Source organism: Streptomyces sp. NPDC096311, from assembly GCF_044763085.1.
Lineage (GTDB): Bacteria > Actinomycetota > Actinomycetes > Streptomycetales > Streptomycetaceae > Streptomyces.
The window spans coordinates 330,179-347,927 of record NZ_JBIWFN010000012.1; the positions used below are offsets into that span (position 1 = coordinate 330,179).

12 protein-coding genes are annotated in these 17,749 nt (G+C 70.8%); 7 read left to right on the forward strand and 5 right to left on the reverse strand.

Annotated features, from left to right (window positions below; translation table 11 throughout):
• The first annotated feature begins 29 nt into the window (after nucleotides 1–29).
• On the forward strand, nucleotides 30–1,034 hold the full coding sequence (gene speB, locus ACIRA5_RS30105) for an agmatinase (protein ID WP_403695728.1): 1,005 nt from the start codon (nucleotides 30–32) through the stop codon (nucleotides 1,032–1,034).
• Nucleotides 1,031–2,719 carry a thiamine pyrophosphate-binding protein gene (locus tag ACIRA5_RS30110; RefSeq protein ID WP_403695731.1) on the forward strand — a complete coding sequence of 563 codons (1,689 nt, stop codon included), beginning with the start codon at nucleotides 1,031–1,033 and terminating at the stop codon, nucleotides 2,717–2,719. Before speB ends, ACIRA5_RS30110 begins: the two co-directional genes overlap by 4 nt.
• Nucleotides 2,720–2,745: 26 nt before the next feature.
• Here ACIRA5_RS30110 and ACIRA5_RS30115 read toward each other — a convergent pair whose 3' ends face one another.
• Entirely contained in the window at nucleotides 2,746–3,549 is an 804-nt protein-coding gene (locus tag ACIRA5_RS30115; RefSeq protein WP_403695733.1) for an endonuclease I family protein, read from the reverse strand.
• A gap of 198 nt (nucleotides 3,550–3,747) precedes the next feature.
• Nucleotides 3,748–6,099 carry a glycosyltransferase family 39 protein gene (locus tag ACIRA5_RS30120; protein ID WP_403695735.1) on the reverse strand — a complete coding sequence of 784 codons (2,352 nt, stop codon included), beginning with the start codon at nucleotides 6,097–6,099 and terminating at the stop codon, nucleotides 3,748–3,750.
• A gap of 236 nt (nucleotides 6,100–6,335) precedes the next feature.
• On the opposite strand from ACIRA5_RS30120, the gene ACIRA5_RS30125 reads away from it, so the two are divergent.
• The 3 genes from ACIRA5_RS30125 (at nucleotide 6,336) to ACIRA5_RS30135 (ending at nucleotide 12,216) form a co-directional block, all read left to right on the forward strand.
• Nucleotides 6,336–7,271 carry a serine hydrolase gene (locus ACIRA5_RS30125; RefSeq protein ID WP_403695738.1) on the forward strand — a complete coding sequence of 312 codons (936 nt, stop codon included), beginning with the start codon at nucleotides 6,336–6,338 and terminating at the stop codon, nucleotides 7,269–7,271.
• A gap of 53 nt (nucleotides 7,272–7,324) precedes the next feature.
• Complete coding sequence (locus tag ACIRA5_RS30130; protein WP_403695739.1) at nucleotides 7,325–8,383, forward strand: esterase-like activity of phytase family protein; 1,059 nt, start codon at nucleotides 7,325–7,327, stop codon at nucleotides 8,381–8,383.
• A gap of 77 nt (nucleotides 8,384–8,460) precedes the next feature.
• Nucleotides 8,461–12,216 (forward strand): ABC transporter ATP-binding protein, encoded by a 3,756-nt coding sequence (locus tag ACIRA5_RS30135; RefSeq protein WP_403695741.1) that lies wholly within the window; start codon nucleotides 8,461–8,463, stop codon nucleotides 12,214–12,216.
• A gap of 22 nt (nucleotides 12,217–12,238) precedes the next feature.
• Here ACIRA5_RS30135 and ACIRA5_RS30140 read toward each other — a convergent pair whose 3' ends face one another.
• Nucleotides 12,239–12,715, reverse strand: a complete 477-nt coding sequence (locus tag ACIRA5_RS30140) for a hypothetical protein (RefSeq protein ID WP_403695744.1) — start codon at nucleotides 12,713–12,715, stop codon at nucleotides 12,239–12,241.
• A gap of 230 nt (nucleotides 12,716–12,945) precedes the next feature.
• Between ACIRA5_RS30140 and ACIRA5_RS30145 the strand changes: the two genes are divergently transcribed.
• Both ACIRA5_RS30145 and ACIRA5_RS30150 read left to right on the forward strand, forming a co-directional pair.
• Complete coding sequence (locus ACIRA5_RS30145) at nucleotides 12,946–13,272, forward strand: hypothetical protein (RefSeq protein WP_403695871.1); 327 nt, start codon at nucleotides 12,946–12,948, stop codon at nucleotides 13,270–13,272.
• 139 nt (nucleotides 13,273–13,411) lie between these two features.
• The gene (locus tag ACIRA5_RS30150) at nucleotides 13,412–14,860 is read left to right on the forward strand and encodes a S28 family serine protease (RefSeq protein ID WP_403695746.1); all 1,449 of its coding nucleotides are present in this window, start codon (nucleotides 13,412–13,414) and stop codon (nucleotides 14,858–14,860) included.
• A gap of 49 nt (nucleotides 14,861–14,909) precedes the next feature.
• Here the strand turns inward: ACIRA5_RS30150 and ACIRA5_RS30155 are convergent, their stop codons facing one another.
• Together ACIRA5_RS30155 and ACIRA5_RS30160 are read right to left on the reverse strand one after the other, a co-directional pair.
• The gene (locus ACIRA5_RS30155) at nucleotides 14,910–15,542 is read right to left on the reverse strand and encodes a hypothetical protein (protein WP_403695748.1); all 633 of its coding nucleotides are present in this window, start codon (nucleotides 15,540–15,542) and stop codon (nucleotides 14,910–14,912) included.
• Between the two features lie 159 nt (nucleotides 15,543–15,701).
• Nucleotides 15,702–17,375, reverse strand: a complete 1,674-nt coding sequence (locus ACIRA5_RS30160) for a glycoside hydrolase family 3 protein (RefSeq protein WP_403695751.1) — start codon at nucleotides 17,373–17,375, stop codon at nucleotides 15,702–15,704.
• Nucleotides 17,376–17,749: the final 374 nt, after the last annotated feature.

The window sequence follows — 17,749 nt, forward strand, 5'->3', positions numbered from 1 at the left end:
TCACCCGTACCACCTGGAGGAGTCCGACGATGAGCAGCACCGAGTTCCCGGCAGCAGGCGACAGTCAGCCACGCGGCCCCGTCGACTCGTCCCGCGTCCCGCGGTACGCGGGCCCCGCGACCTTCGCCCGGCTGCCGCGCCTCGACGAGGTCGGCCGCGCCGACGTCGCCGTGGTCGGCGTGCCCTTCGACTCCGGGGTCTCCTACCGGCCCGGCGCCCGCTTCGGCGGCAACGCCATCCGCGAGGCCTCCCGCCTGCTGCGCCCGTACAACCCGGCGCAGGACGCCTCCCCCTTCGCCCTCGCCCAGGTCGCCGACGCCGGTGACATCGCGGCGAACCCGTTCCACATCAACGAGGCCGTGGAGACGGTCGAGGCCGCGGCCGACGAGCTGCTCGGCACGGGCGCCCGCCTGATGACGCTGGGCGGCGACCACACCATCGCCCTCCCGCTCCTGCGCTCCGTCGCCAAGAAGCACGGCCCGGTGGCCCTGCTCCACTTCGACGCGCACCTCGACACCTGGGACACCTACTTCGGCGCCGAGTACACGCACGGCACCCCGTTCCGCCGGGCGGTGGAGGAGGGGATCCTGGACACGGAGGCCCTCTCCCACGTCGGCACCCGCGGCCCGCTGTACGGCAAGCAGGACCTCACCGACGACGAGAAGATGGGCTTCGGCATCGTCACCTCGGCGGACATCTACCGCCGCGGCGCCGACGAGGTCGCCGACCAGCTGCGCCAGCGCATCGGCAACCGCCCGCTCTACATCTCCATCGACATCGACTGCCTCGACCCGGCGCACGCCCCCGGCACGGGCACGCCGGAGGCCGGTGGCATGACCTCCCGCGAGCTGCTGGAGATCCTGCGCGGACTGTCCTCCTGCAACCTGGTCTCCGCGGACGTGGTCGAGGTCGCGCCCGCGTACGACCACGCCGAGATCACGGCGGTGGCCGCGTCCCACACGGCGTACGAACTGACGACGATCATGTCCCGCCAGATCGCGGCGGCCAGGGCTCAGGAGGCCGGGAACAAGTGACTCACGACCACGACCTGGTGCTCCGTCCCTCGGCGGCGCAGACGGAGGCCGCGCTGAATCCGCCCCCCGGCCGCAACGGCGGAGACCTGGTCGTGGAGACCCTCTCCGGTCTCGGCGCCACGACCGTCTTCGGCCTGCCCGGCCAGCACGCGCTCGGCATGTTCGACGCCCTGCGCCGGTCCTCGTTGCAGTACATCGGGCTGCGGGTGGAGAACAACGCGGGGTTCGCGGCCGACGCGTACGGCCGCATCACGGGTGAGGCCGCGCCCCTGCTGCTCTCCACCGGCCCGGGAGCGCTGACCTCCCTGGCCGCGCTCCAGGAGGCCGCCGCGGCCTCCGCCCCCGTCCTCGCCATCAGCAGCCAGATCCCCACCGCGGGACTGGGCGGCGGACGCCACGGCTATCTGCACGAACTCCCCGACCAGCAGGCCTCGTTCAGGGGTGTCGTCAAGTCCGTCCACACGGTCCGTACGCAGTCGCAGATCCCCTCCGCGATCGCGGCGGCCTGGGAGTCGGCGCTGACCGCCCCGCACGGCCCGGTCTGGGTGGAGATCCCGCAGGACGTCCTGCTCGCCGAGACCCACCTGCCGCAGGTCACGGCGATGGACGCGACCCCGGAGGACGTCGTCCCGCGCCCCGAACTGACGGCGCTGGCCGCCCACTTGCTGTCCTCGGCGGCCCGCCCCGCGATCATCGCGGGCGGCGGGGTCGTACGGTCGGACGCGTCCGGCAAGCTGAGGTCCCTGGCGGAGAAGCTGAACGCGCCGGTCGTCACCACCTTCGGCGGCAAGGGCGCCTTCCCCTGGACCCACCCGCTCTCGCTCCAGTCCTGGCTGGAGGACCGGCACACCACGGACTTCCTGGAGGACGCGGACGTCCTGCTGGTCGTCGGCTCCGGCCTCGGCGAACTGTCCTCGAACTACCACACGTTCAAGCCCCGCGGCCGGGTCATCCAGATCGAGGCAGATCTCGGCAAGCTGGAGTCCAACCACCCGGCGATCGGCATCCACGCGGACGCCAGGCTCGCGCTCTCCGCGCTCCTGGAGACCGTCGAGGACCGCCCCGACCCGACGGCGGCGGACCGCGTCCGGGCGCTGCTCGACCGGGTGGGGGAGCGCATCGCCGCACAGGAACTCACTCTGGAACAGGAGGTGCTGGCGTCCGTCCGCCGGGCCCTGCCGTCCACCTCCCCGTCCTTCTGGGACATGACCATCCTGGCGTACTGGGCGTGGTCCGCGTTCGACCCGCGCGGAAAGAACACCATGCACTCCGCCCAGGGCGCGGGCGGCCTCGGCTACGGCTTCCCGGCGGCCCTCGGCGCGGCGGCGGCCGATCCCACCCGCCCGGTCCTCGCGGTCTCCGGCGACGGCGGCGCGTTGTATTCGATCGCTGAACTCGCCACGGCGAGGCAGTACGACCTGAACGTCACCTGGCTGATCGTCGACGACGGCGGCTACGGCATCCTGCGCGAGTACATGACCGACGCCTTCGGCCAGGCCACGGCGACGGAGCTGACCCGCCCCGACTACGTGGCACTGGCCGAGTCCTTCGGCGTCCCGGGGGTCCGTACGAGCCCCGAGACACTGGAGGAGGACCTGGCGAAGGCCTTCGCGAGCCCCGGCCCGTCCGTGGTGCTGCTCCCGGCGGTGCTGCGGATGTTCGCGGCGACACACCTCGGGAGCTGACGGCCCGGTCGGCCGGCTACGACCGTCTACCAGATCGCGTCGACCCACTCCGGGTGGTCGATGAACGGGTTGCGGTTGTGCTGGTAGGTGTCGTAGATGACCTGGTTGCGCTTCTCCTCGAAGGCGCTCGGCGGGTCCTCGTCGCTCCACGCCTTGAGCACGGAGAGCTTGCCGATGTAGGGGTTGCTTCCGTTGTTCACCTTCTCGTTGGGCTCGAGGTCGGCGAAGCCGTCGCCGCCGTCGTAGCGCACCGCCATGTAGAGGATCATGCGGGCCACGTCGCCCTTGTCGGCGTCGCGCGGCTCGAACGAGTCGGAGTCGGTGAGGCTGCCGCCCCCGCCGCTGACCGTGCTGCCGCCGTTGTCGAAGTCCTTGTTGCCACGGATGCTGTTGACCTGGACGTCCGCGGGACGCAGGTGGTGCAGGTCCGTGCCGGGACCGGTCACCTCGCCGAAGTCGCCGTGGGACTTGGCCCACACGTGCTCGCGGTTCCAGTCGCCGACGTCTCCGCCGTTGAGCGACTTGGCGCGCGAGGTGCCGCTGTACAGCAGGATCACGTTGTTGCTGTTGTTCGGGTCCTGGTCGGTGACCATGAGCGCGTTCCAGACCGCGGAGTACGAGATCTTGGTCTGGCTGCTGATGATCGTGTGCAGCGAGGACTTCAGGCTGCTGCCGGTCTTGCCGATCGCGTTCTTGTAGTACGTGCTGTCGTACGCGGTCGTCGTGGCGCTCGCGGGAGTGGCGGTCATCGTCGGCAGGGTGAGGCCTACCAGGACGGCCGAGGTGGTCAGCGCCAGCGTCTTCCAGCGGCGTATGTGCGTGGCGGGCATGGTGGGGGCGTCCGTTCTACGCGGGTTGATTGAGCGGGCAACCGGAGCGTGACATGGACATGCGTTTCAGGGAATGAACGGAGCGTGTCGGTTGGGTGACGGAAACCGGCAAGTCGCTTGTTGTGGGCGCGAGATGGCATGGCGAAGGGCCCCTGGCCGGAGGCGGGCGGATCAGGGGCCCTTCGTTGTGAGGGGGAGTCAGTTCACGTCGGACGGGTCCAGGCGGTAGAGCGTCGAGGCCGACTGGGCCGACTGGTCGTTCTCCGACTCGGAGCTCGTGGTCGCACTCGACTTGGATGAACTCGACTCGGACGACGAGGTCTTGCTGTAGGCGCTCTCCTTCACCGCCGTGGCGTTCTTCTGCACCCAGGCGGTGACGGCGGAGCTGACGCTGTTGTTGCCGCCCATGCCGCCGCCCATGCCCGAGCCGCCGACCTGGATGTAGTGCAGCTCGCCCTTCTTCACCAGCTCCTTGAGCTTGGCGACCGTCATGCCCTTGTCGGTGCCGGTGAAGCCGTACATGGAGATGACGGGCTTGTGGGTGCTCAGGATCAGCTGCCCGGCGCTCTGCGAATTGGACACCGCGAGCAGCCACTTGGCGCCGTCCTGGTGCTTCTCCAGGTACGAGATCAGCTCGCTGCTGGTCTCGCCGCCCATGCCGCCACCGCCGCCGAAGCCGCCGCGCTGACCGCCCGTGCCGCCCGGGGCGCTGCCGTTCTCGCCACCGGCCTGGCCGCCCGTGCCGCCGCCCGGGAACTCGCCGTTCTGGCCGCCCGTGCCGCCGCCCGTGCCGCCGCCCGTACCACCGCCGGGGAGGCCGCCGTTCTCGCCGCCCTGCGGGGCGCCGCCGGGCAGTTCGCCGGTTCCACCGCCGCCGGGCGTCATCTGGCCGCCCTCCTGGCCGCACTCCTGGCCGGCCGCCTGGCCGCCCTGCTGGGTGCCGCCGGGCATCTCGCCGCCCGGACCGCCCGCGTTGCCGCCCGGACCGCCCCGTCCGCCGCCGCCGAAGCCGCCACCGCCGGTGGACGGTCCCGCGGTCGGATTGGTGCCGCCCATGCCGCCGCCCGCGCCGCCCGCACCGGCCGGCACGGCGAACGAGTACGCCGCCGGGCCCGCGAGAGCCGCGACGACCGCCGCCGCCAGGGACGCGGCCAGCAGCCGTACGCGGTGGCCGGAGCGGAAGACGTACAGGCCGACGACGCCCAGCGCCATGACCACCGCGATGGCCGGCCACAGCCAGGTGTTCCAGTCGGTGGCCCGGCGCAACAGCACGACCGCCCAGATGCCGGTGACCGCGAGAGCGGCGGGCAGCACCCAGGACCAGCGGACGTCGCCGCCGCGCAGGGCGCGCAGCAGCATGACGCCGCCGCCACCGCACAGGGCCGCGATACCGGGGGCGACCGCGGTCGTGTAGTACGGGTGCATGGTGCCCTCGGCCGTGGCGAACGTCAGGTAGTGCAGCAGCAGCCAGCCGCCCCACAGCACCAGCGCCGCACGGGTCGGGTCGATGCGCGGGGCGCGCCCGCACAGCACCAGGCCGCCGACGAGGGCGATGCCCGCGAAGGGGATCAGCCAGGAGATCTGGCCGCCCAGGATGTCGTTGAACAGCCGGCCGAGGCCCGCGGACCCGGAGAAGCCGCCGCCACCACCTCCGCCGCCACCGCCGTTGCCCTCACCGCCGAGGACGCGGCCCAGGCCGTTGTAACCGAAGATCAGGTTCCAGGCGGTGCCGTCCGTCGAACCGCCGATGTAGGGACGGTCGTCGGCGGGCACCATCGAGACGGCCGTCGCCCACCAGAAGCTGGACACGGCCAGAGCCACGGCGGCCAGCAGCAGGTTGCGGATCCGCTTCGCCCAGCCGAGGTGCGACGCGTACAGGTAGACCGCGAAGACGGCGGGCAGCGCGATGTAGCCCTGGAGCATCTTCGTGTTGAAGGCGAGCCCGAAGCAGACCGCCGAGCCGAGCAGCGGCAGCAGCCTGCCGTCGCGGGTCGCGCGCAGTCCGAGGGCCGCGCCCGACACCATCAGGAGGAGGAGCAGGGTGTCGGGGTTGTTGTCGCGGTTGATGGCGACGGTGATCGGGGTGAGCGCGAGCACGAGCGCGGCGATCGCGGCGGCGGCGTGGCCGAACACCCGCTTCACGGAGGAGTGCAGGATCCAGATCGTGCCGAGGGCGGCCACGATCATCGGCAGCATCATCTGCCAGGTGCCGAAGCCGAAGATCCGGCACGACAGGCCCATGACCATGAGGGCGAGCGGCGGCTTGTCGACGGTCAGGAAGTTGCCCGCGTCGAGCGAGCCGAAGAACCACGCCTTCCAGCTCTGGGTTCCGCTGTAGATCGCGGAACTGTAGAAGCTGTTGAGGCCGGAGCCGGACAGGTTCCAGGAGTACAGCACCGCGGCCAGCGCCATGATCGCGATCAGGGCGGGGAGGGACCAGCGGGGCGCGGCGGAGGTGGGGGACGGCTCCTGGGGCGGCGCGGCGGCCGGTGCGCCGGGGGCCACGGAGCGGCCGGGGGCCGGGGGCAGTGGGTCGGTGGCAGATGTCACCAGTGCACCATGCATACCGCCGATGGGTGCGGGCTGTGCTCTGTCTGGGGGCGAGCTGTGGATGGATGAGATCCCGGTAAGAGAGCAGCCGGAAAAACCGGAAAGGGGAAAACCGGCCCCGGTCGCCCGAACCCCCGTCCTTTGAACACCCGTACAACTTTCGGTCACCCACGCGAGTCATGAGAGGCGAGTGCGCCACAGGCGCGCTCGTACGTTCAAGGGGATGGGGAACCTCCATGACTCACCGGATATCCCGGCGTGCCCGTGTGCTCGCGGCGAGCCTCGGCGCCGGGGTGATCGTGCCGTTCGCGGCCGCCGCCGCACCGGCCGCCGCCGCGGCACCGCAGGTCAGCTGTACGTCGAGCAAGGCGGGCCTGGCCACCAAGCTGCAGAAGGACATCACCACGGCGCTCAGAGGCCGCGCCGGCACCGTCGCCGTCGGTCTCTACGACCGTACGGCGAAGACCACCTGCTCCCTGCGGAGCAGCTCGGCGTACGACTCCGCCAGCGTCGTCAAGGCCACCGTGCTGGCCACGCTGCTGTGGGACGCCAAGAAGCACAACCGGTATCTGACCACCCGTGAGCAGAGCCTCGCCACGGCCATGATCACCAAGTCGGACAACAACGCCACCAGCACGCTGTGGAAGCAGCTCGGTGTGACCAAGGTGAAAGGTTTCCTCGCCGCTGCCGGGATGACCCAGACCAAGCCGGGTGCCAACAACTACTGGGGTCTCACCCAGATCACCGTCCGGGACGAGCAGAAGCTGCTCGCGCTGCTCACCGCCAAGAACTCCGTGCTGAGCGACAACTCCCGCGCCTACGAGCTGAAGTTGATGGGCAAGGTCATCTCCTCGCAGCGCTGGGGCACCCCGGCCGGAGCACCCTCCTCGGTCGCCGTGCACGTCAAGAACGGCTGGCTGTCGCGTGCCACGCACGGCTGGCGCGTGCACAGCATCGGCACCTTCAACGGCGCGGGCCACGACTACATGATCACCGTGCTGACGCAGGACAACAGCACCATGCAGTACGGCGTCAACACCATCCAGGCCGTCGCCAAGGCCATCCACAAGGACCTGGTGCCGACCGCCTCCACGACCAGCGCGAGCGTGCTGCGCTACGTGCCCACGGCCAACCCGCAGGAAGCGATCCCGGCGGTGCCGTCCGCGGGCTGACGCTTCACGAGGCGGTCTCCCGCGCGTCACCCGGCCGTCCTACCGTGACCGGCATGCGTATGAGATCCGTACTCGCCACCGTCACCGCCGGCCTGGCGGCGGCCACCTGTGTGACCGCCGCCGCTCCGGCCGACGCCCACAGCGGCAGCGCCCCGGGCGTCCACGCCTGCTCGCCCGCCGTCTCGATCACGAGCTACTCCGACGCGCTCGACAAGACGACCTACGACGGCACCTTCGTCGGCAACCTCTCCGCGCTCGCCGTCGACCGCGGCGGCCGGATCGCCGCGCTCTCCGACCGGTCCTCGCTCTTCACCCTGGACCGCGAGACGCTGAAGCCGACGAGCGTCGTGAACCTCGTCGACGAGAAGGGCGCCGCGCTCGACTCCGAGGGCCTGGCCGTGGACCGCGACGGCACCCGTCTCGTCACCTCCGAGACCGAGCCCTCCGTACGCCGCTACGAGCGCGACGGCACCCTCGTCGGGAGCCTCCCCGTACCGGACGCGCTCAAGGTCGCTCCCGCGGGCCGCGCCACCTCCAACCTGACCTTCGAAGGGCTCACGCTCCTCCCCGGCGGCCACACCCTGCTCGCCGCCATGGAGGGGTCACTGAGCGGTGACACCGCCGGCATCGTGCGCTTCCAGACCTGGGACCGCGCGACCCGGCAGGGCGACTTCCGGCTCTCCGCCCGGTACGGCTACCGCGCCGACTCCGGCCTCGGCGTCTCCGAGGCGCAGGCCACCCCCGACGGCCGCCTCCTCGTTCTGGAGCGCGGCTTCACCGCGGGCGTCGGCAACACCGTCCGCCTCTACCTCGCCGACCTCCGCCACGCCACGGACACCCGCCGTGTCGACACCCTGACCGGCCAGGACGGCGTGCGGCTCGCCCGCAAGACCCTTCTCGCCGACCTCGTGAACTGTCCTTCACTGGGCGCCCAGGCCAAGCAGCCCCAGCCCAACCCCCTCCTCGACAACATCGAGGGCCTGACGATCACCGGCCGCACCCCGGACGGCCGTCTCAAGCTTCTCCTGGTCAGCGACGACAACCAGAACGCCGTCCAGACCACCCGCCTGTACTCCCTGAGCGCCCGCCTGCCGCACATGGGGAACGGCTGATTATTGCGGAGGGATGAAATCCGCTTGTTTCAGCGTTGGTGCCTTCCGGTGGAGTGAGATCTACGGAAGGCACCGGCGTGGCATTTGAGCAAGGGGACAAGGGCGGCTGGGCACAGCGGCTCGCGGGGTACGCATGGCGGTACCCGAAGTACGTCCTGCTCGCGCTCGGCTCCTCGCTCGGCGGCATGGCGGTCCTGGCGGTCGTCCCGCTGATCACCAAGGTGATCATCGACGACGTCATCGGGAACCACAGCAAGCCCATGGCGCCCTGGGCGGGCGCCCTCATAGGCGCCGCCGTCCTCGTCTACGTCCTCACCTACATCCGCCGCTACTACGGCGGCCGCCTCGCCCTGGACGTCCAGCACGACCTGCGGACCGAGATGTACGGGACGATCACCCGGCTCGACGGACGACGCCAGGACGAGCTGTCCACCGGCCAGGTCGTCGGCCGCGCCACCAGCGACCTCCAGCTGATCCAGGGCCTGCTCTTCATGCTTCCGATGACCATCGGGAACGTGCTGCTCTTCCTGATCTCCCTCGGGATCATGGCCTCGCTCTCCTGGCCCCTCACCCTGGTCGCGCTCGCCGTCGCCCCCGCCCTCTGGGTCGTCGCCAAGCGCAGCCGCTCCAAGCTGCACCCCGCCACCTGGTACGCGCAGGCGCAGGCCGCCGCCGTGGCAGGCGTGGTCGACGGCGCCGTCAGCGGCGTACGCGTGGTGAAGGGCTTCGGGCAGGAGGAGCAGGAGACCGGGAAGCTCCGGGACGTCGGGCGGCGGCTCTTCGCGGGGCGGCTGCGGACCATCCGGCTCAACGCCAGGTACACCCCGGCCCTCCAGGCCGTGCCCGCCCTCGGCCAGGTAGCGATGCTCGCGCTGGGCGGCTGGCTCGCCGTACGGGGACAGATCACGCTCGGCACCTTCGTCGCGTTCTCCTCGTACCTCTCCCAGCTCGTGGGACCCGTACGGATGCTCGCCGTGGTCCTCACCGTCGGGCAGCAGGCCCGCGCGGGCGCCGAGCGCGTCCTCGAGCTCATCGACACCGAGCCGTCGATCAAGGACGGCACCAAGACCCTCCCGGCCGACGCGCCCGCGACCGTCGAGTTCGACGACGTGTCCTTCGCCTACCAGGGCACCCCGAAAAATCAGCCGGTGCTCGACGGGCTGAGCTTCGAGATCCGCCCCGGCGAGACCCTCGCCGTGGTCGGCTCCTCCGGCTCCGGCAAGTCGACGGTCTCGCTCCTGATACCCCGCTTCTACGACGTGACGCACGGCGCCGTCCTCATCGGCGGGCACGACGTCCGCGAGCTGACGCAGGAGTCGCTGCGCGCCGCGATCGGCCTGGTGCCCGAGGACTCCTTCCTCTTCTCCGACACCGTGCGCGCCAACATCGCCTACGGCCGCGCGGACGCCACCCAGGAGGAGATCGAGACCGCGGCCCGCGCCGCCCAGGCGGACCGTTTCATCGCCGAGCTGCCCGAGGGCTACGACACCAAGGTGGGCGAGCACGGCCTCACCCTCTCCGGCGGCCAGCGCCAGCGCGTCGCCCTCGCCCGCGCCATCCTCACCGACCCCCGCCTGCTCGTCCTGGACGACGCCACCTCCGCCGTGGACGCCCGCGTCGAGCACGAGATCCACGAGGCCCTCAAGGGGGTCATGGAGGGGCGCACCACCCTCCTCATCGCCCACCGCCGCTCCACCCTCAACCTCGCCGACCGCATCGCCGTCCTCGACGGCGGCCGCCTCGCCGAGATCGGCACCCACGAGGAACTCCAGCAGCGCTCCCCGCTGTACCGTCGGCTCCTGACCGACCCGGACGAGCTGGGCGGCGTCTCGCCCGGCCACGCCCTGCCCGCCGTGCCCCAGGAGGACACCTCCGTACGGGACGAGCTGGACGCCGAGTTCGACGCCGAGCGCGGGGTCACCCCCCATCTGTGGACCGGCGACCGGGAGCCCAAGGACAACGCCCTGTCCGGCATGCCCGCCACGCCCGAACTCCTCACCCTGGTCGAGGCGCTGCCCCCGGCCACCGACACCCCCGGCATCGACGAGGCGCGTGCGGTCAGGCCCGAGGAGTCGTACGGGCTGCGCAGGCTGCTGCGCGGCTTCGGCCTCCCGCTGCTCGTCAGCCTGGGTCTCGTGGCCGTGGACGCGGGCATGAGCCTGCTGCTGCCGGTGCTGATCCGGCACGGCATCGACCAGGGCGTCACCCGGATGGCGATCGGCGCGGTGTGGGCCGCCGCCGCGCTGGCGCTGGTCACCGTGCTCGTCCAGTGGGCCGGGCAGATCGGCGAGACCCGGATGACGGGCCGGACCGGCGAGCGGGTCCTCTACTCCCTGCGCCTGAAGATCTTCGCGCAGCTCCAGCGCCTCGGGCTCGACTACTACGAGCGGGAGCTGACCGGCCGGATCATGACCCGGATGACGACGGACGTCGACGCGCTGTCGACGTTCCTCCAGACGGGCCTGGTCACCGCCTTCGTCTCGGTCGTCACCTTCTTCGGCATCATGGGTGCGCTGCTGGTGATCGACGTACAGCTCGCGCTGGTCGTCTTCGTCACCCTTCCGCCGCTGGTCATCGGCACGTTCTTCTTCCGCCGGGCGAGCGTGAAGGCGTACGAACTCGCCCGCGAGCGGGTGTCGGCGGTCAACGCCGACCTCCAGGAGTCGGTCTCCGGACTGCTGATCCTCCAGGCGTTCCGCCGCGAGCGCGTGGGCAGGCAGCGGTTCGCGGAGGGCAGCGACAGCTACCGCACGGCGCGCATCCGCGGCCAGTGGCTGATATCGATCTACTTCCCCTTCGTCCAGCTGCTGTCGTCGGTCGCGTCGGCAGCCGTGCTGATCGTGGGCGCGCACCGGGTGGACGCCGGCACCCTCACGACGGGCGCGCTGGTCGCCTACCTCCTCTACATCGACCTGTTCTTCGCGCCCGTGCAGCAGCTCTCGCAGGTCTTCGACGGCTACCAGCAGGCCACGGTCTCGCTGGGCCGCATCCAGGAACTGCTCCAGGAGCCGACCTCGACGAAGGCCGCCGACGAACCGCTGGAGGTCCTCTCCCTGCGGGGCGACATCGCTTTCGAGGACGTCGACTTCGCGTACGGGTCCGCCGCCGAGGCAGACGCAGAGGAGGCGCTCAGCGCCGTCTCGCTGAGCATCCCGGCCGGACAGACCGTCGCCTTCGTCGGCGAGACCGGCGCGGGCAAGTCCACGCTGGTGAAGCTGGTCGCCCGGTTCTACGACCCGACGGGCGGGCGGGTGACGGTCGACGGCACGGATCTGCGCTCGCTCGACCTGACCTCGTACCGGCACCGGCTCGGCGTCGTCCCCCAGGAGGCGTACCTCTTCCAGGGGACCGTCCGGGACGCCATCGCCTACGGGCGTCCCGACGCGACCGATGCCGAGGTGGAGGCCGCGGCCCGCGCGGTCGGCGCCCACGACATGATCGCCACGTTCGACGGCGGCTACCTCCACGAGGTCGCCGAGCGCGGTCGCAACCTCTCCGCCGGCCAGCGCCAGCTGATCGCGCTGGCCCGCGCCGAACTCGTGGACCCGGACGTGCTGCTCCTCGACGAGGCGACGGCGGCGCTGGACCTGGCGACGGAGGCCCTGGTCAACCAGGCCACCGACCGCATCGCCGGCCGCCGTACGACCCTCGTCGTCGCCCACCGTCTGACGACGGCCGCGCGCGCCGACCGGGTCGTGGTCATGGACCACGGCCGCGTCGCCGAGGACGGCACCCACGACGAACTCCTCCAACTGGGTGGCCACTACGCGGAGTTGTGGAGGACGTTCGTCGGGGCCCCGGAGGAGGAAGAGCCGGTTCCCTCATCGGCCTGAGAGGGAGCGTGCCGCGGACCTGTCAGCTCTTCGCCTTGATGTCGGAGATCTTCTTCGTGGCCAGGTCCGACTGCACGGTCAGATAGGTGTACGTGGGGTGCTGGGCGGAGCCCCAGGTGAGGCGCACCGTCGACCAGGTGTGGCCCGCGCCGCTGTCTCCCGCCGTCACCTTCCACGCCCGCGGCACGTCCTGTGCGCGCAGCACCCCGTCGGCGTGCTCGCGGCTCTCCCACTTCGCCAGGCGGGTGCGGAGATCCTTGGTCAGGTAGAACGTGCGCAGCTGGGAGCCGAGGTGACCGCTTCCCTCGTCGGTGACCGCGTCGACGTAGGCGCCGTAGAAGTCGGCCACCCGGTCGTAGGCGGGACCGTTGGCGCCGCTGCGGGCGGGCGGGGGAGCGCTGGAGCCGGCGAACGCGGGCACGGAGGCACCCGCCGTGGCGAGGAGCGCCGCGGCGACGAGCGCGCCGACGGCCGTACGTGAACGTGACGTGCGGGACATGGATGAGTACCTTTCGTTCGGTTTTCTGACCAGTTGGACACCGAACAAAGGGGTGTGGTTGTCCCAAACGCGGAAGAAAACCTCTCTCGGGTGAAGGCAACCATCCGATGTACGTCCTGCGTCCGTACACCAGTACGCTGAATGGCCGGGGGAGGACGACAGTGGACCGTGGTGGTGCGATACGCCGGCGCCTGGCGCTGGGTCTTGCGGTGTTGGCCGCGGCCGGGCTGATGGCGTTGATGAGTCCGGGCAGCGCGCAGGCCGCCGACTCGTATTGCTCGGGTCGCAAGGTCAGAACGCTCAGCTTCTCGACCGGCTCCGTGCAGATCTTCAAGCGCGACGGCTACGTCTGCGCGATGACCGTCCCGAAGGATCAGCAGTCCCGCAAACGGACGATGTCCGTCAGCGTGCAGGCGCGCGGCAGCCGACCCGTGGTCGACCGGGGCAGCTTCTCGCACCATGCGGGCCCGGTGACCGTCCACGCGGGCCACCGCTGCGTCCGCGTCAAGGGCTCGGTCGGCTCGGGTTCGGTGAGCTCGAACTGGATCCTCTGCTGAGCCGGCCGGGTGCTTGACCGGCCGAGTGCTGATTCGGCCGAGATGCCGCCGTCCCTCAGGGTTTTCCCCATCTCCCCTGGTGCGCCTGTGAGTTGCTCCGATAGCTTCCAGCGCACATCCGTTTCACAGGGGAGTGTGCATGCGCAAGGCGCTCAGATGGCTGCTGGCGCTCACGGTGCTCATAGGCACGTTGAGCACGGCCGGGGCGGCCACCGCCGCCCAGCCGGAGGCGGCACCAGGCACCACAAGCACGGACACCGACATCAAGGACCAGCTGCTCGCGATACCGGGCATGAGTCTGATCGAGGAGAAGCCGTACACCGGTTACCGCTTCTTCGTTCTGAACTACACCCAGCCGATCGACCACCGGCACCCGTCCAAGGGCACGTTCCAGCAGCGGATCACCGTGCTGCACAAGGACGTCTCGCGCCCGACGGTCTTCTACACCGGCGGCTACAACGTCTCCACGAACCCGGGCCGCCGTGAGCCCACCCAGATCGTGGACGGCAACCAGGTCTCGATGGAGTACCGCTTCTTCACCCCCTCCCGGCCTGATCCGGCCGACTGGTCGAAGCTCGACATCTGGCAGGCGGCGAGCGACCAGCACCGCATCTTCGAGGCCCTCAAGCCGATCTACCGCCAGAAGTGGCTCTCCACGGGCGGCTCGAAGGGCGGCATGACCGCCACGTACTACGAGCGCTTCTACCCGCGCGACATGGACGGCGTCGTCGCCTACGTCGCCCCCAACGACGTGGTGAACGACGAGGACTCGGCGTACGACCGCTTCTTCAGGAACGTCGGCACCAAGGAGTGCCGCGACAAGCTGAACGCCGTGCAGCGCGAGGCGCTGGTGCGGCGCGCACCACTGGAGAAGAAGTACGAGGCGTACGCCGCCGACAACGGCTACACCTTCACCACCATCGGAAGCCTCGACAAGGCGTACGAGGCGGTCGTGCTCGACTATGTGTGGGGCTTCTGGCAGTACAGCCTGCTCTCGGACTGCGCCTCGATCCCGGCCGACGCCGCCCACGCCACCGATGACGCGATCTGGGACTCCGTCGACACCATCTCCGGCTTCTCGGCCTACACCGACCAGGGCCTGGACACGTACACGCCGTACTACTACCAGGCGGGTACGCAGCTCGGCGCGCCCACGATCCACTTCCCGGCCATCGAGAAGAAGTACATCCGCTACGGCTACCAGCCGCCGCGGAACTTCGTGCCGCGCTCGATCCCGATGAGGTTCCAGCCGTGGGCCATGGCGGACGTGGACTCCTGGGTCCGCCACCACGCCGATCACATGCTCTTCGTCTACGGTCAGAACGACCCCTGGGGCGCGGAGCGCTTCCGGCTCGGCAAGGGCGCGCGTGACTCGTACGTCTTCACCGCCCCCGGTCTGAACCACGGTGCCAACGTCGCCGGGCTCGTCCCTGACGAGAAGGCCCTCGCGACGGCCCGCATCCTGGAGTGGGCGGGTGTCGCCTCGGCGACGGTCCAGGAGAACCCGTCGGCGGCCAGGCCGCTCGCGAAGTTCGACGCGAAGCTGGACCAGCGGGACATCGAGCGCGAGCCCGCGCTGCGACCGTAACCCGGTTCCTCCGCTGCGACCCGGTTCACCGGCTGCGTCCGCCCCTCGGCTACACGGGGCGGGCGCAGCCCACCGGTCTGCTGCCGCCCAGTTGGACGTAGAGGGCCGTGGACGACGGGCATTCGGCGCGGTCGAGGACCGCCGACGTCACCTTGTAGTCCGGGGGCTTCTTGCCCTTGCCGTCGCACGCGGTCTCCCGCACCTGCCCGTCACCGGAGCTGTAGACACAGTCGCCGACGATGGTGCGGGGCCCGCCGCCCCCGCCCGGATCGCCGGGGTGCGGGGCCTCCAGTTTGCGCATGCAGGCGTACCCCTGGGGCACGACCCCGTCGCCGTTCTCGTCGGAGGCGGGCCGGGTCTCGCTGATGTGCAGCACGAAGTCCGTGGTCGCGGGGCACAGCGGCCCGTCGGCCACCTTGCCGTCGTAACGGGCGATCACCCGCGCGGCGGCCCGTTCGCTGCTGCAGGGCACCTCGGTGAAGCTGGTCGTCCCGAAGGAACTGCACTCGTCGACGGCGAGGAACACCGCCCCATAGCCCGAGGGCTGCGTCGACGTCGTCCCCGCGCCGGGCTCGGCGCTCCCCGAGTCCGACCAGCGGTCGCACCCCGCGAGCGCGGCGACGATCAGCAGCAGCGCGCACACCACCCCAACGCAACGCCGACCCGACGAGCTGGCTCGCATGGCTTCCCCCCGATACCCCCGCCCAGCGTGACCCGTCGCGACGGGCACACGCCAGACATCCGGGGTGCTTTGCGTCCTTTGGGGGGAGTGCGCCGGGTGTGCGGCGTAGGGCCTGTACGTCAATCCCCGCCCGGGGCGGTACGTCGGCCCATACCGGACCTAGTACGTCAATCCATACCCGATCGGATACAGCGCCTTCGTCGGGTCGTCCGCCCGCTGCACCTCCACCGGCAGCCTCCCGCGGGGCCTCGCGCTGCCCGCGATCACCCGTGCGGCGGCGCGCAGTTCGACGTCCGTCCAGGAGTAGGTCGCCAAGTAAGCGTGCACGTCAGGGAGTTGCGCCACGTCGTACGGGTTGCGGATCGCGATCGCGACCACCGGGACGCCGGTGGCGACGAGCCGCTCGACGAGGGTCTTCTGCGACCCGGTCGCCGTCACGTTGTACGTGCCGACGACGACCGCGTCCACACCCCCGGCCGCCGCCACCGCGTTGTCGATGCTCGCCGCGGAGGGTGCCGTTCCGGTGGACAGTGCCGTCGCCGTGAAACCCAGCTCGGTGAGGGCGGTCGCGAGGACGGTCGTGGGCGGTCCGTCGGTACCGGACGGCGAGGCGGGATCGGCGCCGACGACGAGGACGCGCGGGGTGCTCCGGCGTGAGAGCGGGAGCAGGCGCTCCTGGTTGACCAGCAGTGTCGTCGTGCGCTCGGCGATCCGGTCGGCCGCCCTGCGGTGCGCGGCGGTGCCGACCGTGTGGTCGACGCCGGAGTCGCTGACGTACGGATTCTCCAGCAGGCCCAGCTTGGCCTTGAGACGCAGGACGCGCAGGACGGACTCGTCGAGGCGGGCCTCGGTGAGCTCGCCGCCGTGCACGGCGTTCAGGACCGCGTTCCAGGCCACGTGGATGGACGGCGGGTTGAGGAGCTGGTCGACACCGGCCTTGAGCGCCAGTACGGGGACGCGGTCGTCGCCGTACTTCGTCCGGACGCCCTCCATGCCGAGCGAATCGGTCACCACGAGCCCGTCGTAGCCGAGTTCCTCACGCAGGATGCCGGTGAGGATCTGGTGGGAGAGCGTCGCGGGGTCCCCGGACGGGTCGAGCGCCGGGACCATGATGTGGGCGGTCATGACCGAGTCGATGCCGGCGCGGACGGCGGCCCGGAAGGGCACGGCGTCGAGGGACGACCACAGCTCGCGGCTGTGCGTGATGACGGGGAAGCCGAAGTGGCTGTCGACGGCGGTGTCCCCGTGCCCCGGGAAGTGCTTCGCCGTGGCCGCGACCCCAGCGCTCTGATAGCCCTTCACCTCGGCCGTCACCAGCCCGGCCACGGCGTCCGGATCGGCGCCGAAGGAGCGTACGCCGATGACCGGGTTGGCCGGGTTGACGTTCACGTCGGCGACCGGGGAGTAGTCCTGTCGGATGCCGAGGGCGCGCAGTTCGGCGCCGCCGAGGCGCCCGACCGTACGAGCGTCCTCCCGCGAGCCGCCCGCGCCCAGCGCCATCGCGCCCGGGAACAGCGTCGCGGGCTTGCCCACCCGGGCCACCGCTCCGTACTCCTGGTCGGTGGAGATGAGGACGGGCAGCCCGCGCGGCTGGTCGAGGGACACCTTCTGGATGCCGTTCGAGAGGGCCGCGATCTGGTGCGGGTCACGGGTGTTGTGCGCCCAGGTGAAGTAGATGATCCCGCCGACGCGGTACCTGGCGATCAGCTCGGCGGCCGTCCTGACGCCCAGTTCCTCGAGGTTGGTGTCGATGTCGGCCTGGTCGGGCGCGGTGGCCGAGTGCCCGTACACCCGCATCACGAAGAGCTGGCCGACCTTCTCCTCCAGCGTCATCCGGGAGACGAGCGCTCGGAGTGACGATTCGTCAGGTCTCTCCTCGGCCGCCCGGACGGAGGTGGTGCTCAGGGTCAGGGCCGCGGTGGTTCCGGCGGTGGCGGCGAGAACGGTACGTCTGGACGGTCTGGAAGAACTCGATGGCCGCACGTGCGCTCCTCCCTCATGAAGGAAACTTCCGAGGAGTCACGAATATCCGGGAAGTTTCTTCCAGTCAAGGGTGTGCACGGTATCCCGGGGAGGGGCCGTCACCGGCGCAGTTGGAGGGGGGCGCGCCGGTGACGGCGTGCTGCCGGCCGCAGGCGGCGGAGAGGGTGGTCAGCGTTCGCAGCCAGCAGCGAGGCCGACACCGCTCTGCGGAGACTCATCCGGCA